Origin of the sequence: Hydrogenophaga sp. UC242_53, from assembly GCF_042696965.1 — a bacterium.
Lineage (GTDB): Bacteria > Pseudomonadota > Gammaproteobacteria > Burkholderiales > Burkholderiaceae_C > Hydrogenophaga.
The window spans coordinates 3108834-3131367 of record NZ_CP170552.1 but is presented as its reverse complement, the minus strand read 5'-3'; the positions used below and the strand labels follow the sequence as shown (position 1 = coordinate 3131367).

Sequence of the window (22534 nt, the reverse complement as noted above, 5' to 3'; positions counted from 1 at the left end):
CGCGTGAAAAGAACACCATGAACCTCTCGAAATTCTTCATCGATCGGCCGATCTTCGCGGGCGTGCTCTCGCTGCTGATCCTGATCGCCGGCCTGGTCGCGCTGCGCGGCCTGCCGATCTCCGAGTACCCCGAGGTGGCCCCGCCTTCCGTGGTGGTGCGCGCCCAGTACCCGGGCGCCAACCCCAAGGTGATCGCCGAAACCGTTGCGCACGCCGCTGGAGGAGTCCATCAACGGCGTGGAGGGCATGCTCTACATGGGCAGCCAGGCCACGACCGACGGCGTGATGACGCTGACCGTGACCTTCAAGCTCGGCACCGACCCCGACAAGGCCCAGCAGCTGGTGCAGAACCGCGTGTCGCAGGCCGAGCCGCGCCTGCCCGAGGAAGTGCGCCGACTGGGCGTGACCACGGTCAAGAGCTCGCCCGACATCACGATGGTGGTGCACCTGGTCTCGCCCAACGACCGCTACGACATCAACTACCTGCGCAACTACGCGGTGCTCAACGTGAAGGACCGGCTCGCGCGCATCCAGGGCGTGGGCCAGGTGCAGATCTTCGGCGGTGGCGACTACTCCATGCGCGTCTGGCTGGACCCGCAGAAGGTCGCGCAGCGCGGCCTCTCGGCCAGCGACGTGGTGAGCGCGATCCGTGCGCCAGAACGTGCAGGCCGCCGCCGGCGTGGTCGGCGCCTCGCCGGGCCTGCCCGGTGTGGACATGCAGCTCTCCATCAACGCGCAGGGCCGCCTGCAGACCGAAGAGGAGTTCGGCGACATCATCGTCAAGACCGGTGGCGACGGCGCCGTGACCCGGCTGCGCGACATCGCGCGGCTGGAGATGGGCGCGGCCGACTACTCGCTGCGCTCGCTGCTCAACAACCAGCCCGCCGTCGGCATGGGCGTGTTCCAGGCGCCGGGTTCCAACGCGCTGGACATCTCGGCCGAGGTGCGCGCCACCATGGCCGAGCTGCAGAAGAACATGCCCGAGGGCGTGGAGTTCCGCATCGCCTACGACCCCACGCAGTTCGTGCGCGCCTCGATCCAGTCGGTGATCACGACCCTGCTCGAAGCCATCGCGCTGGTGGTGCTGGTGGTGATCCTGTTCCTGCAGACCTGGCGCGCCTCCATCATCCCGCTGCTGGCGGTGCCGGTGTCGGTGGTGGGCACCTTCGCGGTGCTGCACCTGCTCGGCTTCTCGATCAACGCGCTCTCGCTGTTCGGGCTGGTGCTGGCGATCGGCATCGTGGTCGACGACGCGATCGTGGTGGTGGAGAACGTGGAGCGCAACATCGAGGCCGGCCTGTCGCCGCGCGACGCGACCTACCGCGCGATGAAGGAGGTCTCCGGACCCATCATCGCGATCGCGCTGGTGCTGGTGGCGGTGTTCGTGCCGCTGGCCTTCATCAGCGGCCTCACCGGCCAGTTCTACAAGCAGTTCGCGGTGACCATCGCGATCTCCACCGTGATCTCGGCCATCAACTCGCTCACGCTCTCGCCCGCGCTCGCGGCCCTGCTGCTGCGCGGCCACGACGCGCCGAAGGACGCGCTCACGCGCGGCATGGACCGGATCTTCGGCGGCCTGTTCCGTGGCTTCAACCGCTTCTTCCACCGTGGCGCCGAGGCCTACAGCGGCGGCGTGCGGCGCGTGATCTCGCGCAAGGCGCTGATGATGGTGATCTACCTCGCGCTCGTGGGCGTGACCTTCGGCCTGTTCAAGGCCGTGCCCAGCGGCTTCGTGCCGGCGCAGGACAAGCAGTACCTGATCGGCTTCGCGCAGCTGCCCGACGGCGCCACGCTGGACCGCACGGAAGACGTGATCCACCGCATGGGCGAGATCACCAAGCAGAACCCGAACGTGGAAGACGCGATCGCCTTCCCCGGCCTGTCCATCAACGGCTTCACCAACAGCTCGAACTCCGGCATCGTGTTCGCCACGCTCAAGCCCTTCGCCGAGCGCCGGCGCGCCGACCAGAGCGGCGGCGCCGTCGCGGGCCAGCTCAACCAGGCCTATGGCGAGATCCAGGACGCCTTCATCGTGATGTTCCCGCCGCCCCCGGTGGCGGGCCTGGGCACCACGGGGGGCTTCAAGCTGCAGCTGGAAGACAAGGCCTCGCTCGGCTACGAAGCGATGGACGCGGCGGTCAAGGCTTTCATCGCCAAGGCCTACCAGACGCCCGAACTCGCCGGCATGTTCACGAGCTGGCAGGTCAACGTGCCGCAGCTCTACGCCGACATCGACCGCACCAAGGCGCGCCAGCTCGGCGTGCCGGTGACGGACATCTTCGACACCATGCAGATCTACCTCGGCAGCCTGTACGTGAACGACTTCAACCAGTTCGGCCGCACCTACAGCGTGCGCGCCCAGGCCGACGCGCCCTACCGCGCGCGCGCCGAAGACGTGGGCCTGCTCAAGGTGCGCTCGACCTCGGGCGAGATGGTGCCGCTGTCGGCGCTGATGAAGGTGAACTCCAGCTTCGGCCCGGAGCGCGCCATGCGCTACAACGGCTACCTCTCGGCCGACATCAACGGCGGGCCCGCGCCCGGCTTCTCGTCCGGCCAGGCGCAGGACGCGATCGAGCGCATCGCCGCCGAGACGCTGCCGCAGGGCATCGGCTTCGAGTGGACCGAGCTCACCTACCAGGAGATCCTGGCCGGCAACTCCGCGCTGTGGGTGTTCCCGCTGGCCATCCTGCTGGTGTTCCTGGTGCTCGCCGCGCAGTACGAGAGCCTCACGCTGCCGCTGTCCATCATCCTGATCGTGCCCATGGGCCTGCTCGCGGCCATGACGGGTGTGTGGCTGGACGGCGGCGACAACAACGTGTTCACCCAGATCGGGCTGATCGTGCTGGTGGGGCTGTCGGCGAAGAACGCGATCCTGATCGTGGAATTCGCGCGCGAGCTGGAGTTCGCCGGGCGCTCGCCTGTGCAGGCCGCCATCGAAGCCAGCCGCCTGCGGCTGCGCCCCATCCTCATGACCTCGCTGGCCTTCGTGATGGGTGTGCTGCCGCTGGTGCTGGCCACCGGCGCGGGCGCCGAGATGCGCTCGGCCATGGGCGTGGCCGTGTTCGCCGGGATGATCGGCGTGACCGCCTTCGGCCTGTTCCTCACGCCGGTGTTCTACGTGCTGCTGCGCCGCCTGGCCGGCAACCGCGCGCTCAAGCTGCACGGCACCGTGCCGCACCTGGAGGGTTTCGCCTCCGGCGGTGGCGGCAGCGCCCGCGCCGTGCCCGCCGCTCCCCTGACCCATTGAAGACCCGGAAGGTGAATCCCGTGAAACATTTTCATCGCCTGCTGACGCTGACCGCCGCGCTCGTGCTGGCCGGCTGCGCCACCGCGCTGCCGCCCTTGCCGGCGTCGGTGCCCACGCCGCCGCAGTTCAAGGAACAGCCGCGCCAGAACGAACACTGGACCATCGCCCAGCCCGCCGAAGCGCAGGCCCGGGGCACCTGGTGGAAGGCGTTCAACGACCCGGTGCTCGACGACCTGGCCGAACGCGCCGCCGCCGGCAACACCAGCATCCACGAAGCCGCGGCCCGCCTGGCCCAGGCGCGCTCGCTGGTGCGCGGCGCGCAGGCCGACCGCCTGCCGCAGATCGGTGTGGGCGCCGACGCCTCGCGCGGCGCCGGTGCCAACACCGCCAACGGCGCCACGCCGGCCACGCTGCTGCAGGCCGGCGTCAACCTGTCCTACGAGCTCGACCTGTTCGGGCGCCTGGCGGGGGCGCGCGACGCGGCCGCGCTGGACGCGCAATCGCGCGAAGCCCTGCTGCAGAGCACGCGCCTGCTGGTGCAGGCCGAGGTGGCCCAGACCTACCTGGCCCTGCGCGCGGTGGACACCGAGCGCACCCTGGTGCAGGACACCGCCGCCGCCTATGCGGACACGCTGCGCCTCACGCAGCGCCGCTTCGAGGCCGGCGACGTGGCCGAGCTGGACGTGATCCGCATCCAGACCGAGCTGGCCGCCACCGAGGCCGAGGGGTTCGCGCTCGGCCGCAGCCGCGCCGAGCTCGAACACGCGCTGGCCGTGCTGGTGGGCGAGCCGGCCTCCGGCTTCGCGCTGGCGCCCGCCGACGGTGCCCGGGTGCTGCCCGTGATCCCGGCCGGCGTGCCCGGCACCGTGCTCACCCGCCGGCCCGACGTGGCCGCCGCGCAGGCCGCGCTGCTGGCCGCCCAGGCCCGCGTGGGCGTGGCGCAGGCGGCGTGGTTCCCCAGCGTGTCGCTCACGGCGGCCGCGGGTTATGCCTCGCCCGACCTCGGCGACCTGTTCAAGTGGTCGGCGCGCGCCTGGGGCGTGGGCGCGCTGCTGTCGATGCCGCTGTTCGACGGCGGCCGGCGCGAGGCCGGTGTGCAGGGCGCGCAGGCGCAACTCGACGCCGCCGCCGCGAGCTACCGCGGCCAGGTGCTCACGGCCTTCCGCGAGGTCGAAGACCAGCTCTCCGCCCTGCGCTGGCTGCAGGACCAGTCCCTGGCCCAGGGCCGCGCGGTCAGCGCCGCGCAGCGCGCCAGCGCGATCTCGGAAACGCGCTACCGCAACGGCCTGGTGAGCCAGCTCGAATTGCTCGACGCGCGCCGCAACGAGCTGATCAACCGGCGGCAGGCCCAGCGCGTGGAGGCCGCCCAGCAGCAGGCCACGGTGCGGCTCATCCGCGCCATCGGCGGCGGCTGGGAGGCGGGCGCCCCCGCCCGGGGCGCCTGAGCGACCTCGGCGGCGGGCCGGGGCCGGCACAGATAGGGCATGCCGTCCCCGTCCGAGACCCTCCGCCGCCTCTGGCAGCCGCACCGTGGCCTGTTCTGGCTCATGGTCGGCCTGCAGCTGCTGTCGTCCTGCATCGTGCTGTTCGTGCAGCTCACCGACCCGCCCGACGCGCTGCGCCTCGTGCTCGGTCTGATGGCGCTGACCGATTCGCTGCTGGCCTGGTGGCTCACGGTGCGCCTGTGGCGCGAGTCGGCCCCTGCCACCCCTTCCTAGGAGATGCCCGTGTTCGAAGCCCTGCTGATCACCCGACCCGAGTCGGGCTACCGCTGCGAACTCACGCAGCTCGACGAGGCGCAACTGCCCGCCAGCGGCGACGTGACGGTGCGCGTGGACTGCTCCACCATCAACTACAAGGACGGCCTGGCCATCACCGGAAAATCGCCCGTGGTGCGCAGCTTCCCCATGGTGCCCGGCATCGACTTCGCCGGCTCGGTGACGCAGAGCGACCACCCGAAATGGAAGGCCGGCGACCGCGTGCTGCTCAACGGCTTCGGCGTGGGTGAGACGCACTGGGGCGGGCTGTCGCAGATGGCGCGCGTCAAGGGCGACTGGCTGGTGGCCCTGCCCGACACGCTGAGCGAGCGCGACGCCATGTCGCTGGGCACGGCCGGCTACACCGCCATGCTGTGCGTGCAGGCGCTGCAGAAACACTGGGCCGACGCGGGCGTGGCCGCCGGCAGCGGCGAGGTGCTGGTGACCGGCGCGGGTGGTGGCGTGGGCAGCGTGGCGATCTCGCTGCTGGCCGGTCTGGGCCACACCGTGGTGGCCTCCACCGGCCGGCCGCAGGAAGCCGACTACCTGAAATCGCTGGGCGCGGCCAGCGTGATCGACCGCAACGACCTGAGCGCGCCGGGCAAACCGCTGCAGAAGGAGCGCTGGATCGGCGTGGTGGATTCGGTGGGCAGCCACACCCTGGCCAACGCCTGCGCCAGCACACGCTACGGCGGCGCGGTGGCGGCCTGCGGCCTGGCCCAGGGCATGGACCTGCCCGCGAGCGTGGCGCCGTTCATCCTGCGCGGCATCACGCTTTACGGCATCGACAGTGTGATGGCGCCCATGGCCCAACGCGAGGCCGCGTGGGACGCGCTCGCGAAGACGATCAACCGCGAACAGCTGGCGTCGATCACGACAGAGATCGCGCTGCCCGACGCGATCGCCGCCGGCAGCCAGATCCTGGCCGGCCAGGTGCGCGGGCGCCTGGTGGTGAAGCTCAAGGCCTGAGCTTCATCGCGGCGGCACCACCTGGCGGTAGGCGTGCCAGGTGGCGTGGCCCACCACCGGGCCGACGACGATCAGACCCAGGAACCAGGGCAGCATTGCCAGCACCACCAGCAGCGTGATCAGCGCGCCCCACCAGGCCATCACGCCCGGGTTCTGCAGGCAGGCGCGGATGCTGGTGAGCGCGGCCGAGATCGCATCGACCTCGCGGTCCAGGATCATGGGGATCGAGACCGCGCTGGTGACGAAGATCAGGCCCGCGAACACACCGCCCACCAGGGTGTAGGTGATCAGGAACTCCAGGTTCTCGCGCGCCAGCAGCTGCGAGAGCAGGTTGGCGGTGTCGGGCAGGGTGCTGAAGCTGACCGCGAACACCACCAGCGAGGCGCGGCCCCACAGCATCTCCAGGATGAGCAGCACGCCCGCGAAGATCGCGATCGAGCCCTTGGTCTGCTCCCAGGCCAGCAGCGAGTCCGGCAGCGAGGGCTCGCGGCCTTCCTGCAGCGCGCGGCTCACGTGGTACAGGCCCAGGCACAGGAACGGCCCCAGCAGCAGGAAGCCGGCCGAGAGCGCCAGCACATAGGCCGGCGCGGCGCGGAACACCGCCATGAGCGCGTGCCCCATGAGGAAAAAACACAGGCCGTAGAACAGGCCGACGCGGCTGCGCAGGAAATCGCGCCAGCCCAGGCGCAGCCAGCGCAGCGGGTCGCCGGCGTTCAGCTCGGCCAGTCGCAGCTCGAACACCGACGGCGGTGGCGGTGGGGATTCTTCGGTCATGGCTTGTCTCCTCGGGAATGGCGCGCCATCTCGTGGGTGGGTGGCTGGTGCGCGGGAACGGTGGCGGGTCGGTGCAGCGGATCGGTTCAGCTGAGCGCGTGGCTTCGCAGGTGCAGCGCCAGCCCGGCGTCGAAGGCGTGCGTGTGCTTGGCGAACCACGAACCCAGTTCGCGCGCCATCTGGCGCACGGTCCCGAGCTGGCCGCCGCGGACCTGTCCCAGGCCCTCGCGCAGCAGGTTGAGCACCACGCGGTGCGCCAGCGCGTGCGCGTCCGCCTGGCCGTGGCCGGTCTCGCGCATCCAGCTGTCTTCCTGGCCGAAATGCGTTGCGCACGTGCGACACCAGCTCGGCCCAGGCCTGCGGCAGCTTCGCGTCGCTGGCGGTCTGCGCGCGGGCCAGCCGCGCCATGAGTTCGCGGTTCATGTTGTCCAGCGGGTCGAAGTCCAGCCAGAGGGCTTCGGTCCATTGCGCGGTGCTTTCCATCGGGTGCTGCTCCTTGGGGCCCAAGCTTGGCAGCGGCGGCGCGCCGGCGCCTTGATCCAGCGCAAACGCGCGCCACGCCAAGGCCCGACAGGCCGTGGGCCTGCTGGCGCGCCGCTACACTGGGCGGCCATATGACCAGCGAATTCCAGCCCCCTTACGTGCCGCTGTCCGATGTGCACAGCGCCTTGAAAACCACCGGCTTCGCCTTGCTGAGCGCCGAGGCCGTGGGCGAGTGGCTCGCCGCGCGGCCGGTGGACCTGGCCGGGCTGCACACCGGCTGGAACCAGCTGCCGCCCGACGCCTACCTGAAGGACGGCGGGCGCTACCGCAGCCGCCGCCACAGCTGCTTCGTGGTGGAGGACGACCGCGTGCGGCAGGTGCCGCACCGCGCGCACTGGCAGCCGCTGGAGTACAACGCCCTGCACGGCGGCATGCAGCGCTGGTTCGAACCCATGGAGCCCGCCACGGTGGCGCAGCCGGTGTGGAGCCGCCTGCTGGCCCGGCTGGGCGAGGCCGCCAGCGCGCTGCGCGGCGCGCAGCCCTGGAGCGTGGAGGCCCACGTGTTCCGCATCGACACCACCGACGGCATCGGCCGGCCCACGCCCGAAGGCGCGCACCGCGACGGTGTGGACCTGGTGGCCGTGTTCATGGTGGACCGCCACGCCATCAAGGGCGGCGAGAGCCGCGTGTTCGAAGCCAACGGCCCGAGCGGCCAGCGCTTCACGCTGCGCGAGCCGTGGTCGCTGCTGCTGCTCGACGACGCGCGCGTGATCCACGAGAGCACGCCGATCCAGCCGCTGGAAGGCGATGCCCTCGGCTGGCGCGATACGCTGGTCGTGACCTACCGCAGCGGGGCCTTCCAGGGCGACGCCTCAGCCTGACGGCGGCGGTTCGTAGGCGCGGATCGGCGGCAGCGGTCCGTCGAAACGCTCGACCTGAACCGTGCTGAGCTGGCCCGCGCAGCCCTGGGCCAGCGACGAGGTGCCGATGTCCCGGGTGAGCACATTGGGGTTGCCGTGCGCGCACATCGGCCGGCCCTGGGCATCCTGCACGGGGTCGTACCAGGCGCCGGTGGGCAGCTGAATCACGTCTTCGCGCATGTCGGCGCACAGGCGCGCGCTGGCCAGGCAGGCCCCGATCTCGTTGAAGAGGCGCACGGTGTCGCCCTCGCGGATGCCGCGCGCGGCGGCCGCGGCCGGGTGCAGGGTGCACACCTCGCGGCCCTGGCGCTTGGTGGACTGGCTGTGGGCGCCGAAGTCGAGCTGGCTGTGCAGCTTGGAATGCGGCTGGTTGGCCACCAGCCACAGCGGGTGGGCCGCATCGGGCGCGAAGCTCGGGGGCAGCCAGGCCGGGTGGCCGGGGCAGTCCGCGTAGCCGAAGCCGGCCACCACGGGTGAGCTGATCTGAACCTTGCCGCTGGGCGTGGCGAGCTTCGCGCCCTCGGGGTCGTGGCGGAAGGCGCGCAGGATGCCGCCATCGTCGTCCTTCTGCGGCAGCAGGAGCTCGCCGCGTTGCCAGAAGGTCTCGAAGTCCGGTGCCTCCTGGCCCATGGCTTCGAGCCCGGCGCGCGTGCGCTCGTACAGGTGCGCCAGCCATTGGCGCGTGTTCCGGCCTTCGCTGAAAGCCTGCAGGCCGCCCAGGCGCCCGGCCAGGTCGCAGAAGATGTCGTAGTCGTCGCGCGCCAGGCCATGGGGTTCGGCGATGCGGTGCATGGCGACCACCAGCGGGTCGGTGGGGGTCGCGCCGATGTCTTCGCGCTCCAGCGTCATGGTGCAGGGCAGCACGATGTCGGCGTGGCGCGCGGTGGCGGTCCAGGCGATCTCGTGCACGACGAAGGTGTCGAGCGTGCGGAAGGCGTCGGCCAGGCGCTTGAGGTCCTGGTGGTGGTGGAAGGGGTTGCCACCGGCCCAGTAGGCCAGGCGGATGTGCGGGTAGGTGCGGCGCTGGCCGTTGTAGTCGAAGGGCTGGCCCGGGTGCAGCAGCATGTCGCTGATGCGCGCCACCGGAATGAAGGCCTTCACGCCGTTGTCGCCCTGCGGCAGCGCGGCGGCGGGCACCGCGTTGTTGCGCTTGCCGTAGTGCGCCAGCGTGCCCAGCGCGTAGTTGTAGCCCCCGCCGGGCAGGCCGAGCTGGCCCAGCGCGGCCGCGAGCACCGCCCCCATCCAGACCGGTTGTTCGCCGTGCTGCGAGCGCTGCAGCGAATGCGCCACCACCACGAGCACGCGCTGGCCAACCAGCGCGCGCGCCAGGTCGACCAGTTGCCGCTCGGGCAGGCCGCAGATCGGCGCGGCCCAGGCGCAGCTCTTGGGCACGCCGTCGCCGCGGCCCATCAGGTAGTCCTCGAAGGCTTCCCAGCCGTCGCAGTACCGATCGATGAAGGCGCGGTCGAGCGCGCCGTCGCTCACGAGCTGGTGCACCAGGGCCAGCATCAGCGCGGTGTCGGTGCCGGGCACGGCGGGCAGCCAGTCGAACGCCGCCTCGTCGGGCAGGTCGCTCTTGAGCGGGCTGATGGAGACGAAGCGGCAACCGCGCGCGGCGGCCGCGCGCATGGACTCGCGCTCGATGTGCCGGCTGATGCCGCCCGAGGCCACGCGCGAATTTTTCAGCGCCATGCCGCCGAAGGCCAGCACCACGTCGGTGTGTTCGACGATCTGCTCCCAGGTGACGTTGCGCCGCGCCACCTCCTCCATGGTGCCGATGACGTGCGGCAGCATCGGGCCCGAGGCGCCGGCGCTGTAGCTGTTCACCGAGCGCACGTAACCGCCCAGGGTGGTGTTCAGGAAGCGGTGGACCTGGCTTTGCGCGTGGTGGAAGCGCCCCGCGCTCGACCAGCCGTAGGAGCCGCCGAAGATGGCCTCGCAGCCGTGTTGTTGCTGCACGCGCCGCAGTTCGTCCGCGAGCCGGTCCAGCACCTCGTTCCAGGCCATGGGCACGAAACGGTCGTCGCCGCGCCGCGCGTCGGGCCCCGGGCCGTTCTCGAGCCAGCCGCGCCGCACCATCGGCGTGGTGACGCGGGCGCGGTGGTGCAGGGCGGTCTTGAAGTTGTCGATCAGCGGGTTCGGGTCGGGGTCGCCCGCGTGGGGCCGCACGACGAGTTCGCCGTTCTGCCAACCGGCGGAGAAGACACCCCAGTGGGCGCTGTGCGGGCGCAGGGCGATGTCGGGTTCAGATGAAAACGAGGAGGGCAAAGACACTATTCCGCCTTGAGGTTGCCGCGCTCCACGCCGCGCTTGTAGTTGGCGATGTCCTTGAGCACGAAGTCGCGGAAGGCCGCCCCGGTCAGGGACGAGGCCTGGGCGCCGTCCGCGCTGTAGACGCGTTGCACCTCCGGTGCCTGCATGGCCTGTTTCACGGACCGGGTGATCTTGTCGATGACGGGCTGCGGCGTGCCTTTGGGCGCGGCCAGACCGTACCACTGCGTCATCACCACGTCGATGCCCGACTCCTTGAGCGTGGGCACCTGGGGCATGCTGGGGATGCGCTTGTCGGTGCTGACCGCGAGCAGGCGCAGCTTGCCGCCGTTGATGGCGCCCATGAGCGGCGTGTAGGGCGCGAAGAAGCTGTCGACCAGGCCGCCCATGAGGTCGGTCATGACCGGGCCCGAGCCCTTGTAGGGCACGTGCAGGATGTCCAGGCCCCCTTGCTGCTTGACCATCTCCATCACGATCTGCGCGGCACCGCCCGTGCCGGTGGAGGCGTAGGTCATCTTGCCGCCCTTGGCGGTGGCGATGTAGTCCTGGATGGTCTTGATGGGGGAGTCGCCACGGACCACCAGGCCATAGGGCGTTTCCACCAGCTGGCTGACGAACACGAAGTCGTCGGGCACCTTGTAGGGCAGGTTGGTGCGGATCGCCGGCGCGCTGCCCACGTTGCCGCTCATGGCGAGCAGCAGGGTGTAACCATCGGGCCTGGCCTGCGTCATCAGTTCGGCGGCGATGTTGCCGCCCGCCCCGGGCCGGTTCTCGACCACGATGGGTTTGCCGACGTGTTTGCCCAGCTCGTTGGCGATGGTGCGCCCATAGAGGTCGCCCCCGCCCCCGGTGGGAAGCCGATCAGCAGGCGGATCGGCTGATCCGGGTACTGGGCCGAGGCCACGGCGGCGAGGCCCATGAGCCCGGCGGCCACGACCGCGCGGGCGCCGCGGCGCAGCAGGGGTGTGAGGTGCATGAAGGTCTCCAGTGTTTTTTGGTGAGAGGGTGTCAGGCCGCGCCGGTGGCGATCGGGGCGCCCGGCTGGGCGCTCCATTCGCTCCACGAGCCGGGGTAGAGCGCCGCGCCGCGCAGCCCGGCGACCTCCATGGCCAGCAGGTTGTGGCAGGCGGTCACGCCGGAGCCGCACTGGTTGACCAGTTGCGCCGCCGGCCGGCTCCCGGTGATGGCGTCGAATTCCTGGCGCAGCTGCGCGGCCGGTTTGAAGCGGCCGTCCGCACCCAGGTTGTCCTTGAACAGCCGGTTGCGCGCGCCGGGGATGTGCCCGCCGATCGGGTCCATGGTTTCGTTCTCGCCGCGAAAGCGGTCCGGCGCGCGCGCGTCCAGCACCAGCCGCTCGGCGCTGTCGATGTTGGCCTTGACCTCGTCGTACGACACCGTGGTGACCAGCGAGGGTTTCAGGCGGAAGCTGCCCGGGGCGGGCGCGCCCGGCGCGTCCTGGCTCAGCGCGTGGCCCGCCGCTTTCCAGGCGGCGATGCCGCCGTCGAGCACCGCCACGGCCGGGTGGCCGGCCCAGCGCAGCATCCACCACAGGCGCGCCGCGTACATGCCGCCGGCGTTGTCGTACGCGACCACCTGCGTGTCCGCATCGAGCCCGAGGGCGGCCATGGCCGCGGCGAAGGTCTCGCGGCTGGGCAGCGGGTGGCGGCCGTTGCGGCCGGTCTTCGCGGTGGACAGCACCTGGTCCAGGTGCACGTAGCGCGCGCCCGGGAGGTGCCCGCTGTCGTAGGCGCGCTGGCCGGCTTGCGGGTCGGTGAGTTCGAAACTGCAGTCCAGCACCATCAGCGGTGCGCCGCTCTTCTGGGCGGCCGCGAGTTCGTCGGCGGAGATCAGGGTGTCGAAGGTGATCATGAAGCGGGTGCCCTTACTTGCTGGAGATTTCCTTGAGCAGGGCCGGCGTGAGCGCGGCCTTGTAGCGCGCGATGTCTTCGAGGATGAAGCCGCGGAACGCGTCCATGGGCAGGTTGCGCTCGGTGGCGGCGTCGCGGCGGATGGCGTCGCGCACTTCCGGTGTGGCGAGCGCGCGGCTCAGGTGGTCCGACAGGTGCTTGACCACGGCCTCGGGCGTGCCTGCTGGCGCGACCAGGCCGTACCACTGCGTCACCGGCACGTTCACGCCGAGCTCCTTGAAGGTCGGCACATCGGGGATGGCCGGGTTGCGCTTGTCGCCGGTGATGGCCAGCAGCCGCAGCTGGCCCTGGCGCACCTGGTTCACCAGCGGCGAGGCGGTGGCGAAGAAGCTGTCGACCTGGCCGCCCAGCATGTCCGTGATGGCCGGGCCGGAACCCCGGTAGGCCACGTGCAGCATCTCCACGCCGGCCTCCTTGACCACCATCTCCATGCCCATGTGCGCGGCCGCGCCGGCGCCGGTGGAGGCGAAGCTGAGCTTCTGTGTCTTGGCCGCGTCCAGCAGCTCGCGCGCCGTCTTGAAGCGCGAACCGTGCGCGACGAACAGGCCGTGCGGCGCTTCCAGGATCATGCCGATGGGCGCGAAGTCTTCGGGCACCTTGTAGGGGATGCTCTGCGGCCGGGTGGCCGGCGCCACCGCGAGGTTGCCGCTCATGGCCAGCAGCAGGGTGTAGCCGTCGGGCTTGGCCTTGGCCGACCAGGTCGGCGGCGATGTTGCCGCCCGCGCCGGTGCGGTTGTCGGCCACGACGGTCTGGCCCAGGCTCTTGCTCAGCGCGTTGGCGATCAGCCGGCCGTAGAGGTCGCCACCGCCACCGGGCGGGAACCCGATCACCAGCTTGATGGGCTGGTCGGGGTAGGCCGCGAAGGCCGGTGCGGCCGCGCCCAGGCCGAGCGAGAGCGCGAGGGCCAGCATGGTGCGGCGGCGAAGGGCTTTGAGGGCAGGGTGGTTCATCGGTTGGTCTCCATTGTTGTGGGGGAAGGAAGCAGCTGTGCCGCAGGCAGAGAATCTCAGTCCCGCAGCCAGGGCTGCTGCTGGGCCACCACGCGGTCCACCGTGGCGCCGCATTGGCCGAGGTACTGCAGCGGGTCGGTGAAGTCGCGGATCTCGTCGTCGCTCAGCAGCTTGGAGAGGCCTTCGTGCTGGCGCATGGCGTCGGCGAAGTCGAGCCGGGACGTGATGCCGTGCATGGAGGCCTCGTAGATCCACTCGTGGGCCGTCTGCTTGCCCACGCGCTCGGAGAGCTCCAGCATCACGCGCTCGGACAGCAGGTAGCCGCGCATCTTGTCGAGGTTGGCCGCCATCACGTCCGCGTTGACCTTCAGGCCGGCCAGCAGGTTCCTGGCCTGGAACAGCATGGCGCCGGCGATCAGGCAGCACTCGGGCAGGGCCTTCCATTCCATCTTCCAGGCGATGCCGTCGCGCTCGCTTTCCTGCACCATGCCCTCGACCATCATGGCGGCGTTGTAGCGCAGCGGGCGCGAGAGGCCGGCCAGGTTTTCGGCGGAGGTGGGGTTGCGCTTGTGCGGCATGGTCGACGAGCCCAGCTTGCCGTCGGAGAAGCCTTCTTCCACCTCGCCGAATTCGTTGCGCTGCATGTTGAACAGCTCGTTGCCGATCTTGGAGAGCGTGGCGCCCAGCATGGCCAGCAGGTTGGCGTACTCGGTGAAGCGGTCGCGCGCGGGCGCCCAGCTGATGGCGGGTGTGCCCAGGCCCAGCTTGGTGAGCATGAGCTGTTCGAGCTCCTGTGCCTTGGGGCCCAGCGAGGCCTGGCTGCCCACGGCGCCGGCCAGCATGCCGACCAGCACGCGCGGCGCGGCCTGCACCAGGCGCTCGTGGTGGCGACCGAGCTCGTCGAGCCAGATCGCGCACTTGTGGCCGAAGGTGATGGGCAGGGCCTGCACGCCGTGGGTGCGGCCGGCCATGGGCACGTCCCGGTGCGCCATGGCCAGGCGGGCCAGCTCCTGGCCGACCGCCTTCAGGTCGCGCAGCGCCACGGCGTGGAACTCCTTGAGCTGCAGGGCCACGCCGGTGTCGACCACGTCCTGCGTGGTCGCGCCGTAGTGCACCCATTCGCCGTTGTCCTTGCTGCAGCGGGCCTGCAGCTGCTTGAGCGCCGGCACCAGCGAATGCTTGATGCGGCGGATCTCGGCCGACATGGTGGCGATGTCGATGTGCTCGACCCGCGCCTGCTGCGCGATCTCCTGGGCGGCGGCGGCCGGGATGAGGCCCAGCTCGGCCTGGGCGGCGGCCAGGGCGGCCTCGAAGTCGAGCCACTTCTGGATGCGGTTCTCTTCGCCGAAGATGCGGCGCAGCTCATCGGTGCCCCAGAGGTGCTGGAGCGATTGCATGTCGAAGACGGAAACGGGCATGGAAATCCTGAAGGGTTAGAGAACGGGTTGGGGGACGGGCAGCGCGCGCGGCAGCACGCGCCCGGGGTTGAAGGTGTTGGCGGGATCGATCGCCTGCTTGATGCGCGCCATCAGCTCCAGCGCGATGGGCGGCTTGTGGTGGAGGAAGGCGGCCTGCTTGAGGCGGCCGATGCCGTGTTCGGCCGAGATCGAGCCATGCAGGCGCGCGGTGATGGCGTGCACCGTGTCGTGGATCGTGTCTTCGTGGCGCAGGAAGTCGCTGTCCGGCATGCCCGGGGGCTTGCTCTGGTTGTAGTGCAGGTTGCCGTCGCCGACGTGGCCGAAGCAGACCACGCGCACGCCGGGCAGCAAGGCCTGCAGCGCCGCGCCGGCCTCGGCGATGAACTCGGGGATGCGCGAGACGGCGACCGAGATGTCGTGCTTGATGGACGGCCCGTCCAGCCGCTGGGCCTCGGGCACGTGCTCGCGCAAGGCCCACAGGTCGTGGCTCTGCTGGCCCGAGCGGGCCAGCACCGCGTCCAGCACCAGGCCTTGTTCGATCGCCTGGCCCAGCACGTCTTCCACCGCGGGCGAGGGGTCCATGCGGGTGGAGGTTTCCGACACGTCGAACAGCACCGCCCAGCCGTACCCGCCGGGCAGGGGATCGCGCATGCCCGGTGTGCCGTGCGCCAGCACCTGGTCCAGCGCCTGGCGCCCCATCAGCTCGAAGGCCGTGACCCGTTCGCCGACCGCCGCGCCCAGCTCGGCCAGCAGCTCCACGGCGGCCTGCGGATCGCGCACGGCCACCCAGGCGGTGACCACCTGCCGGGGTGGCGCGAACAGCTTGAAGGTGGCGGCCGTCACGATGCCCAGGGTGCCCTCACCGCCAATGAACAGCTGCTTGAGGTCGTAGCCGGTGTTGTCCTTGCGCAGGGCGCCCAGGGCGTCGAGCACGCGGCCATCGGCCAGCACCACCTCCAGGCCCAGGGTCAGGTCGCGCGTGTTGCCGTAGCGCAGCACCTGCTCGCCGCCGGCGTTGGTCGACACCACACCGCCCACTGTGGCGCTGCCCTCCGAGGCCAGCGAGAGCGGGAACAGGCGCCCTTGGGCGGCGGCGGCTTCCTGCGCCGCCAGCACGGTGCAGCCGGCCTCCAGCGTCATGCTGTTGTCCAGCGGGTCCACGCGCCGCACGGCGGTCATGCGGTCCAGGCTCAGCAGCACTTCGCTGCGCGAGGCGTCGGGCGTGGAGCCCCCCACCAGGCCCGTGTTGCCGCCTTGCGGCACCACCGCCACCTGGTTCGCCGCGCACGCGGCCACCACGCGCGACACCTCCGCCGTGCTGGCGGGGCGCACCACGGCGCGCGCGGCGCCGGGAAAGTTGCGCCGCCAGTCGCCGACGTAACGCGCGGTGGCCGCGTCGTCCGTCAGCACATGGCTGGCGCCGACGATCGCGATCAGTTCGGCAACCAGGGGGTCAGGGGCATTCGACATGGTGGGTGTGTTGGGTTTGTTCATTTCATTCAATGAACTATGATTCAATGAATGAAACTATAAATCCGGCCACCCCCGCTGTCAACCGAGATAATCCGCAGTCGCGGACACCCACCATGAAGCCAAGCAAAAACCACCCAGCCCCATCGGTCCTTTCTGGCGAGCCGGCGAACGCCAGCGCCCCCAAGCCGCCCGCGGGCGTGCTCGAGCGCGGCATCTCCATCCTCGAATGCTTTCGCGAGGACCGCCTGCGCATGTCCCTGCGCGAACTGGCCGAGTGCACCGGGCTGGACAAGGCCACGCTGCTGCGCCTGCTGGGCGTGCTGCAGCGCGCGCGCATGGTCCACCGGTTCGACAGCGGCAGCTACGCGCCGGGCCCGGCGCTGCTGCACATGGGCATGCTCTACCGCAGCACCTTCGATCTGGGCACGCGCCTGCAGCCCGTGCTGCACGCGGTCATGCAGCAGACGGGTGAGACCGTGGCCTTCTACATCCGCAGCGGCGACGACCGCGTGTGCCTCTACCGCGAGAACACGGTCAAGGAGGTGCGCCACCATGTGGAGGTGGGCACGCGCCTGCCGCTGGCGGCGGGCGGCTCATCGGCCCACATCCTGCTGGCCTTCACCGGCAGCCCCACGCCGCACCAGGCCGAGATCGACGCCAAGGGCTACGCCATGACGCGTGCCGAACGCGTGGACGAGATGGCCTCGGTGGCGCTGCCGGTGTTCGACGGCGATGGGACCTTCCTGGGCGCCATGGTCGTCATCGGCCTGGCCTCGCGCCACAACATAGTGGCCCAGCGCAAGGCGGCGGACATCGTGCGCCAGGAACTCGCGCTGCAGGGCTTCGCCAGTGCCGCGCCCAATGGCTGGCGCGTGCCGACCGCCTGACGCGGCCCTGCTCAAATGCCGAAGAGGTCGGCGCTGGGCCGGCAGGGCGCCTCGTCGTTCGACGCGTCCGCGAAGGCCCCGCACCAGCGGGTCAGCTGCGCGGCCTGCGGGTCGGTCATGGCCGGCGCGAAGGCCCGCATGCGCGCCTGCAACTGCGCCCAGTCGAAAGGGTCTTCCGGGTCGCCCCGGCGCAGCTCGCGGTAGGCGCTCAGGCTGCGGCCGTCCTTCAGCGTGACCGTCACGCGCGAGGGGCGTTTTTCCGGGAAGCCGCGCTGAAAGGCCTCGTCCGTGCTCACGTGCACGCGATCGGCCAGGGCCAGCAGCACGGGCGATGACAGGTCGGGCGTTTCCATGTCGGCGATGCCGAGCCGACCCTGGATCAGCAGCGTCGCGCCACCACGTAGCGCAGGCAGAACGGCGTCTCCGCGGGCTTGGTGGGCCAGTGCACGCCAGCGATCTTCAGCGCGTGCGGAAAGATGACCACCTGCACCGACTCGATGTCCTGCACGGCAGGCGCATGCTGGTCGAGGATCTCGCGGGTGGCGTCCAGCGGCGTGAAGAGCTGGGCGCAGCAAGGCCAGGCCTTGATGGTGGCGGTGTTCAGGCGCTCGGGCGCGTCCAGGTCGCTGTCCAGCGCGGTCAAGGGGCCGTCGCCACCCAGCAGCGCGTAGAGGCCGCGCCGCCCCGTGACGAATGCGCGCGCGCCGGGGAAACCTGCCTGTGCCGCCCAGGCGGCCATCAGGCCGTTGCGCACCGCGAAGCCGGGGTGCAGCGATTTGGCCTCGTGGGCCTCGTCATCGACCAGTTGCCACAGGCCAGCCGACTGGGTGGCCGCGATGCCCAGGGCGTGGTGCAGCTGTGCCTGCGGCAGGCCCAGCGCCACCGCGCTGGCCGCCGCCGCCCCCACCGTGCCCGCCGTCGCGGTGGCGTGAAAGCCCGCGGCGTGGCGGGTGCCCAAGGCCTCGCCCACCCGCAGCGCCACCTCGTAGCCGGCCACGATGGCGTCCGCCGCGCGGCGCATCGACAGCGCCTGCGTGGCCGCCAGCGCGAGCACCGGCGAGATCGCCACCACACCCGGGTGCAGCATGGCGGCGCGGTGCGCGTCGTCGATCTCGCGCAGGTGCGCGATGCCCGCATTGGCGAAGCCGGCCGCCAGGGGCTGCGCCGGGGCGCCACCGAACACCGGCGCCGGCCCGGGGCCGGGCACGCTGGTGCGGGCCAGCGCCCTCAGCGCCGAGGCGCCCGGCATGCCGACGGCGGCCCAGCCGGCGGTGAACCAGTCCAGCAGCGCCTGGGCCAGCCGCTCGCGCGTGGCGTCAGAGAGGGGCCGCTGCTGAAGGCTGGCGAGGTGGGCGACCAGGGTGGACTCGTGGGTGGAGGGCATGTGACTGGTTCATTAAATGAAATGTGTTTCATTATATAAACCAAGCCCCACCACGAACCGATGCGCCGATTCAGACGCTCACCCAGCCCCTGAACCCGCGCGAGGCGTAATACGACTGCACGCCGTTGTGGTACGTGAACACCTGGTCGTAGCGCCGGTCGCAGAACAGGGCGCCCCCCAGCTTGCGGATCTCGGGCGGCGTTGCGCACCCAGCTGGAGGTCTTCAGGTCGAACTCGCCGAATTGTTGAAGCTGGCGGTACTGCGCCTCGGTCAGCAGCGACACGCCCATGGCCTGGGCCATCTCGGCCGCGCTGCCCGCCGGCTTGTTCTCCTTGCGCGCGGCCAGGGCTTCGCCGTCGAAGCACAGGCTGCGGCGCCCCGCCGGGCTTTCGGCGGCGCAATCGCAGAACAGGTAGGCGCCGTGCTCGTCCGCCGTGCCGATGACGTCGGGCTCGCCGCCCGTGCTCTCCATCTCGGCCAGGGTGTTCAGCTTGTCGGGCTTGCTCTGAAGGCGGGCCAGCACGTCGGCCCAGCCGACCTTGGCATGCCGCTTCATGTGCTTCTCGAACCGCTGCTTCAAGGTGCGCAGCAGCTCGTCGCGTTGTTCGGCTTTCATGTGGCGCCCCCTGTGTTCAAACCCGTTCGAAGATCGCAGCGATGCCCTGGCCGCCGCCGATGCACATCGTCACCAGCGCGTAGCGGCCCTGGATGCGCTGCAGCTCGTGGAGGGCCTTCACGGTGATCAGCGCGCCCGTGGCGCCGATCGGGTGGCCCAGCGAGATGCCCGAGCCGTTGGGGTTGACCTTGGCCGGGTCCAGGCCGAGGTCGCGCGTGACGGCGCAGGCCTGCGCGGCGAAGGCTTCGTTGGCCTCAATCACGTCCAGGTCCTTCACCGTGAGGCCGGCCTTCTGCAGCGCCAGCTTCGTGGCCGGCACCGGGCCGATGCCCATGTATTTCGGGTCCACGCCCGCGTGCGCATACGCCACCAGGCGGGCCAGCGGCTTCGCGCCGCGCGCCTTGACCGCGCCGCCATCCATCAGCACCACGGCCGCGGCCGCGTCGTTGATGCCCGAGGCGTTGCCGGCGGTCACGGTGCCGTTCTCCTTCAGGAACACGGGCTTGAGCTTGGCCAGGTCGTCCAGGGTGGCGTTGGCGCGGAAGTGCTCGTCGGTGGCGTAGGCCACGTCGCCCTTCTTGCTCTTGAGCATCACGGGCACGATCTGATCCTTGAACAGGCCGGCCTCGGTGGCGCGCTGCGCGCGGTTGTGGCTTTCCACGGCGAGCCTGTCCTGGTCCTCGCGCGTGATGCCCCACTTGGCCGCGATGTTCTCGGCCGTCACGCCCATGTGGATGGTGTGGAAGGGGTCGTGCAGCGCGCCGACCATCATGTCCACCATCTTGGTGTCGCCCATGCGCGCGCCCCAGCGCATGTTGAGGCTGGCGAACGGCGCGCGGCTCATGCATTCGGCACCGGCGCCGATGGCCACGTCGGTGTCGCCCAGCAGGATGCCCTGCGCGGCCGACACGATGGCCTGCAGGCCCGAGCCGCAGAGGCGGTTGACGTTGAAGGCGGGCGTGCCTTCGGCGCAGCCGCCCTGGATGGCCGCGACGCGCGAGAGGTACATGTCTTTCGGCTCGGTGTTGACCACGTGGCCGAACACCACGTGGCCCACGTCCTTGCCTTCGACGCCCGCGCGCGCGAGCGACTCGCGCACGACGAGCGCGCCGAGTTCGGTGGGAGGCTGGTCTTTCAGGCTGCCGCCAAAGGTGCCGATGGCGGTGCGCACGGCGCTGACGACAAAAACTTCTCGCTGGTTGCTCATGGTGTTCTCCGGGTGATGAAGGGGGGCGCCTGCCATCGTAGCGCGGCAGGACCGTTCAGAAGGCCTGCCGCGCCACCACCCGCAGCTGCGTGCCGCTGCCGTCCTTGCCCGGCCGGGTGAGCAGGATCTCGCCCATGGCCGGGGTCTGGCCGGTGAGGGCGGCGACGTTGATGTGGTGCGTGACCAGCGCCAGGTTGCGCGGGGCCGACCAGCCTTGCACGGCATCGAGCACCTCGCGCGTCTGCTCGTCGCGCTCGTCGGGGCTGAAGAAGGCGTTGAGCGGCGCCCAGACGGTGTTCTTCTTGAAGGCCAGCATGGCGGTGTCCACACAGCGGCACCAGGCGCTGGAGCGCACCTCGTTGATCTTCACGCGCTCGCGCAGAAAGGCTTCGTGCATCTTGTTGGCCTGTTTGCGGCCGGTGTCGCTGAGCATGCGCTGGGTGCGGCAGTCGCCGAGCGTGAAGCCCGGCGGGTCGCCCGCGCCGGGCTCGGTCTGCGCGTGGCGCATCAGCAGCACGCAACCGCCTTCGCGCAGCAGGGTCCAGAAGCCCGCGTCCTGCGTGAAGGCGAGGGTGGGCAGGGTGGTGAGGGCGAGGGCGGTGGCCTGGGTGAAGTGGCGTCGTTGCATGGGGTCTCCCGGTCGCGGTCAATCGCGCACGTCGGCGACAGGGTTGCTGCCGAAGTCGGGCCGGTCCAGCCAGGCCAGCACGCTCGCGGCGGCGTCTTGCGGGGTGCTGAGCTGGCCCTGGCTTTTCAGGTCCTTGAAGCGTCCGACGTCGGGGAACGCCGCCGGGTCGCCCGAGCGCAGTTGCGACTGCATGTCGGTGTCGATCACACCCGGAGCCAGCGACACCAGCCGCGCGCCATGTGGGCGCTGCGCTTCGTCGAGCGCGCTGCAGCGGGTGAAGTGGTCCATGCCGGCCTTGGCGGCGCAGTAGGGCGCCTGGGCCGCCATGGCGCGCCGGCCCAGGCCCGAGGAAATGTTGAGCACCTTGCGCGGGCCGCGCCAGCCGGTGTCCACCCAGGCGCCGGTGGCGCGCAGGAAGGCGGCGGTGAGCTGCATGGGCGCCTCCAGGCCCACGCGCAGCGCGTTGGCGAGGTCGTCGGGCGGGCAGTCGTCGATGGGGCCGATGCGCGGGATCACGCCAGCGTTGTTGATCAAGGTGGCGCTGGCGAAGCCCTGGGCGGCCTGCTCATTCAACCAGTCCTCCAGGCGCTGCGCGGCGCCGGTGGTGTCGGCGAGGTCTTGCGCCCATTGTGTGAGGGTGGCGTCGAGTCGCTGGGCTTCGTCGGCGAGCTGGGTGTTGATGTGGCGTGAGATGCAGAGCAGGTGGCCGTTGGGCCGCAGCGACTGCAGGGCCATGGCCAGGCCCATGCCGCGCGAGCCGCCGGTGAGGATGGTGAGTTGGAGTGGGGTGGTGGTCATGTCAGAAGGGGCAGGGGCTGTGGAAGTGCACGGTGTCGCCGTGCTGCGGATGGGGCAACGAGAGTTGGTGGGCGTGCAGCAGCAGGCGCGGGGCGCGGGCCTGCTGCTCGGGGGTGGCGTACAGCATGTCGCCGAGTATGGGGTGGCCGATGGCTTGCAGGTGCACGCGCAGTTGGTGGGTGCGGCCGGTGACGGGTTCGAGTTCGAGCCGGGTGGTGGTGTCGTCGTCGGTGAGGGGGCTGGCGAGGCGCCAGCGGGTGACGCTGGGTTTGCCGAGTTCGGCGCTGACGATGCTGCGGGGCCGGTTGGGCCAGTCGATGGTGAGGGGCAGGTCGATGGTGTTCCAGCCGTTGTCGGGTTGGGGTTTGTGCAGGGTGCCGGCGACGACAGCGGTGTAGCGTTTGTGGACTTCCCTTTGTTCGAAGGCGCGGCTGAGCTGGCGTTGGGCTTCGATGCCTCTGGCCATGACGACGAGGCCGGAGGTCGGCGATGTCGAGCCGGTGGACCACCAGGGCGTCGGGCCATTTCGCCTGGGCCCTTGCGCTGAGGCAGTCCTGCTTGTCGGGGCCTCTTCCGGGGACGGCGAGCAGGCCTGCGGGTTTATCGAGGACGATCATTTGTTCGTCTTCGTGGATTACCTTTAGGGTGCTCACTCGCTGCACCTCGCGGGCGCGTGGGCGCATGGCGCTCTGCTCCGCGGGTGTCCCCCGGCGGCTGGTGCCGCCTCCTCCTTTACCCCGCTGCGCAGAGCGCCATGCGCCCACGCGCCGGAAGCGATGTAGGCATGCAGTCTTCCGAATACCCAGGAGGTCATCGGCGACC

The 22534-nt window shown here is 70.7% G+C and carries 19 protein-coding genes and 3 pseudogenes; 6 read left to right on the top strand and 16 right to left on the bottom strand.

Annotation, left to right across the window (positions count from 1 at the left end; all coding sequences use genetic code 11):
* Positions 1-17: 17 nt before the first annotated feature.
* The 4 genes and pseudogenes from ACFJI0_RS15755 (at position 18) to ACFJI0_RS15740 (ending at position 5973) form a co-directional block, all read left to right on the top strand.
* Positions 18-3247 (top strand): annotated as a pseudogene (locus ACFJI0_RS15755) (efflux RND transporter permease subunit).
* 20 nt (positions 3248-3267) lie between these two features.
* Entirely contained in the window at positions 3268-4692 is a 1425-nt protein-coding gene (locus ACFJI0_RS15750; protein WP_382320996.1) for an efflux transporter outer membrane subunit, read from the top strand.
* A gap of 39 nt (positions 4693-4731) precedes the next feature.
* Positions 4732-4965: a hypothetical protein gene (locus ACFJI0_RS15745; protein WP_382320994.1), complete on the top strand. Its 234-nt coding sequence runs from the start codon at positions 4732-4734 to the stop codon at positions 4963-4965.
* A 3-nt stretch (positions 4966-4968) separates the two neighbouring features.
* A complete protein-coding gene (locus ACFJI0_RS15740) occupies positions 4969-5973 on the top strand; it encodes an MDR family oxidoreductase (protein ID WP_382320991.1) in 1005 nt (334 codons plus the stop codon).
* Positions 5974-5976: 3 nt separating this feature from the next.
* On the opposite strand, the gene ACFJI0_RS15735 is transcribed toward ACFJI0_RS15740, so the two are convergent.
* Together ACFJI0_RS15735 and ACFJI0_RS15730 are read right to left on the bottom strand one after the other, a co-directional pair.
* Complete coding sequence (locus ACFJI0_RS15735; protein WP_382320989.1) at positions 5977-6747, bottom strand: DUF2189 domain-containing protein; 771 nt, start codon at positions 6745-6747, stop codon at positions 5977-5979.
* A gap of 86 nt (positions 6748-6833) precedes the next feature.
* Positions 6834-7046 (bottom strand): hypothetical protein, encoded by a 213-nt coding sequence (locus tag ACFJI0_RS15730; protein WP_382320987.1) that lies wholly within the window; start codon positions 7044-7046, stop codon positions 6834-6836.
* A gap of 315 nt (positions 7047-7361) precedes the next feature.
* Between ACFJI0_RS15730 and ACFJI0_RS15725 the strand changes: the two genes are divergently transcribed.
* Complete coding sequence (locus tag ACFJI0_RS15725) at positions 7362-8111, top strand: 2OG-Fe dioxygenase family protein (RefSeq protein ID WP_382156245.1); 750 nt, start codon at positions 7362-7364, stop codon at positions 8109-8111.
* On the opposite strand, the gene ACFJI0_RS15720 is transcribed toward ACFJI0_RS15725, so the two are convergent.
* From ACFJI0_RS15720 to ACFJI0_RS15695, 6 genes are all read right to left on the bottom strand, one after another.
* Positions 8103-10424: a molybdopterin-dependent oxidoreductase gene (locus tag ACFJI0_RS15720; RefSeq protein ID WP_382320984.1), complete on the bottom strand. Its 2322-nt coding sequence runs from the start codon at positions 10422-10424 to the stop codon at positions 8103-8105. The genes ACFJI0_RS15725 and ACFJI0_RS15720 overlap by 9 nt on opposite strands.
* Positions 10424-11200 carry a Bug family tripartite tricarboxylate transporter substrate binding protein gene (locus ACFJI0_RS15715; RefSeq protein WP_382320982.1) on the bottom strand — a complete coding sequence of 259 codons (777 nt, stop codon included), beginning with the start codon at positions 11198-11200 and terminating at the stop codon, positions 10424-10426. Before ACFJI0_RS15715 ends, ACFJI0_RS15720 begins: the two co-directional genes overlap by 1 nt.
* Before the next feature lie 229 nt (positions 11201-11429).
* Positions 11430-12290: a sulfurtransferase gene (locus ACFJI0_RS15710; protein WP_382320980.1), complete on the bottom strand. Its 861-nt coding sequence runs from the start codon at positions 12288-12290 to the stop codon at positions 11430-11432.
* Between the two features lie 13 nt (positions 12291-12303).
* Entirely contained in the window at positions 12304-13002 is a 699-nt protein-coding gene (locus tag ACFJI0_RS15705) for a tripartite tricarboxylate transporter substrate binding protein (protein WP_382320977.1), read from the bottom strand.
* A 354-nt stretch (positions 13003-13356) separates the two neighbouring features.
* Entirely contained in the window at positions 13357-14718 is a 1362-nt protein-coding gene (gene purB / locus ACFJI0_RS15700) for an adenylosuccinate lyase (RefSeq protein WP_382320975.1), read from the bottom strand.
* 15 nt (positions 14719-14733) lie between these two features.
* Positions 14734-16188, bottom strand: a complete 1455-nt coding sequence (locus tag ACFJI0_RS15695; protein ID WP_382320972.1) for an FAD-binding oxidoreductase — start codon at positions 16186-16188, stop codon at positions 14734-14736.
* A gap of 116 nt (positions 16189-16304) precedes the next feature.
* On the opposite strand from ACFJI0_RS15695, the gene ACFJI0_RS15690 reads away from it, so the two are divergent.
* Positions 16305-17078: an IclR family transcriptional regulator gene (locus ACFJI0_RS15690; RefSeq protein ID WP_382320970.1), complete on the top strand. Its 774-nt coding sequence runs from the start codon at positions 16305-16307 to the stop codon at positions 17076-17078.
* Between the two features lie 11 nt (positions 17079-17089).
* Here the strand turns inward: ACFJI0_RS15690 and ACFJI0_RS15685 are convergent, their stop codons facing one another.
* The 8 genes and pseudogenes from ACFJI0_RS15685 to ACFJI0_RS15650 form a co-directional block, all read right to left on the bottom strand.
* Complete coding sequence (locus ACFJI0_RS15685) at positions 17090-17431, bottom strand: hypothetical protein (protein ID WP_382320968.1); 342 nt, start codon at positions 17429-17431, stop codon at positions 17090-17092.
* A 26-nt stretch (positions 17432-17457) separates the two neighbouring features.
* Positions 17458-18462, bottom strand: coding sequence for an MmgE/PrpD family protein (locus ACFJI0_RS15680; RefSeq protein ID WP_382320966.1), 1005 nt, complete (start codon positions 18460-18462; stop codon positions 17458-17460).
* A gap of 70 nt (positions 18463-18532) precedes the next feature.
* Entirely contained in the window at positions 18533-18631 is a 99-nt protein-coding gene (locus tag ACFJI0_RS15675; protein WP_382325677.1) for a DUF4256 domain-containing protein, read from the bottom strand.
* Between the two features lie 97 nt (positions 18632-18728).
* Positions 18729-19019 (bottom strand): annotated as a pseudogene (locus tag ACFJI0_RS15670) (DUF4256 domain-containing protein); the annotation flags it as partial.
* Positions 19020-19095: 76 nt separating this feature from the next.
* On the bottom strand, positions 19096-20286 hold the full coding sequence (gene bktB, locus ACFJI0_RS15665; protein ID WP_382320964.1) for a beta-ketothiolase BktB: 1191 nt from the start codon (positions 20284-20286) through the stop codon (positions 19096-19098).
* Positions 20287-20341: 55 nt separating this feature from the next.
* Positions 20342-20914 carry a histidine phosphatase family protein gene (locus tag ACFJI0_RS15660; RefSeq protein ID WP_382320962.1) on the bottom strand — a complete coding sequence of 191 codons (573 nt, stop codon included), beginning with the start codon at positions 20912-20914 and terminating at the stop codon, positions 20342-20344.
* A gap of 18 nt (positions 20915-20932) precedes the next feature.
* Positions 20933-21712 (bottom strand): SDR family NAD(P)-dependent oxidoreductase, encoded by a 780-nt coding sequence (locus ACFJI0_RS15655; protein WP_382320959.1) that lies wholly within the window; start codon positions 21710-21712, stop codon positions 20933-20935.
* Between the two features lies 1 nt (position 21713).
* Positions 21714-22395 (bottom strand): annotated as a pseudogene (locus tag ACFJI0_RS15650) (RluA family pseudouridine synthase).
* Between the last annotated feature and the right edge of the window lie 139 nt (positions 22396-22534).

Bases quoted from the DNA above. Each gene is read 5' to 3' on its own strand.
- ACFJI0_RS15745 (WP_382320994.1), top strand. From the start codon at position 4,732: ATGCCGTCCCCGTCCGAGACCCTCCGCCGCCTCTGGCAGCCGCACCGT.
- ACFJI0_RS15740 (WP_382320991.1), top strand. From the start codon at position 4,969: ATGCCCGTGTTCGAAGCCCTGCTGATCACCCGACCCGAGTCGGGCTAC.
- ACFJI0_RS15735 (WP_382320989.1), bottom strand. From the start codon at position 6,747: ATGACCGAAGAATCCCCACCGCCACCGCCGTCGGTGTTCGAGCTGCGA.
- ACFJI0_RS15730 (WP_382320987.1), bottom strand. From the start codon at position 7,046: ATGCGCGAGACCGGCCACGGCCAGGCGGACGCGCACGCGCTGGCGCAC.
- ACFJI0_RS15725 (WP_382156245.1), top strand. From the start codon at position 7,362: ATGACCAGCGAATTCCAGCCCCCTTACGTGCCGCTGTCCGATGTGCAC.
- ACFJI0_RS15710 (WP_382320980.1), bottom strand. From the start codon at position 12,290: ATGATCACCTTCGACACCCTGATCTCCGCCGACGAACTCGCGGCCGCC.
- ACFJI0_RS15705 (WP_382320977.1), bottom strand. From the start codon at position 13,002: ATGAGCGGCAACCTCGCGGTGGCGCCGGCCACCCGGCCGCAGAGCATC.
- purB (WP_382320975.1), bottom strand. From the start codon at position 14,718: ATGCCCGTTTCCGTCTTCGACATGCAATCGCTCCAGCACCTCTGGGGC.
- ACFJI0_RS15695 (WP_382320972.1), bottom strand. From the start codon at position 16,188: ATGTCGAATGCCCCTGACCCCCTGGTTGCCGAACTGATCGCGATCGTC.
- ACFJI0_RS15690 (WP_382320970.1), top strand. From the start codon at position 16,305: ATGAAGCCAAGCAAAAACCACCCAGCCCCATCGGTCCTTTCTGGCGAG.
- ACFJI0_RS15685 (WP_382320968.1), bottom strand. From the start codon at position 17,431: ATGGAAACGCCCGACCTGTCATCGCCCGTGCTGCTGGCCCTGGCCGAT.
- ACFJI0_RS15680 (WP_382320966.1), bottom strand. From the start codon at position 18,462: ATGCCCTCCACCCACGAGTCCACCCTGGTCGCCCACCTCGCCAGCCTT.
- bktB (WP_382320964.1), bottom strand. From the start codon at position 20,286: ATGAGCAACCAGCGAGAAGTTTTTGTCGTCAGCGCCGTGCGCACCGCC.
- ACFJI0_RS15660 (WP_382320962.1), bottom strand. From the start codon at position 20,914: ATGCAACGACGCCACTTCACCCAGGCCACCGCCCTCGCCCTCACCACC.
- ACFJI0_RS15655 (WP_382320959.1), bottom strand. From the start codon at position 21,712: ATGACCACCACCCCACTCCAACTCACCATCCTCACCGGCGGCTCGCGC.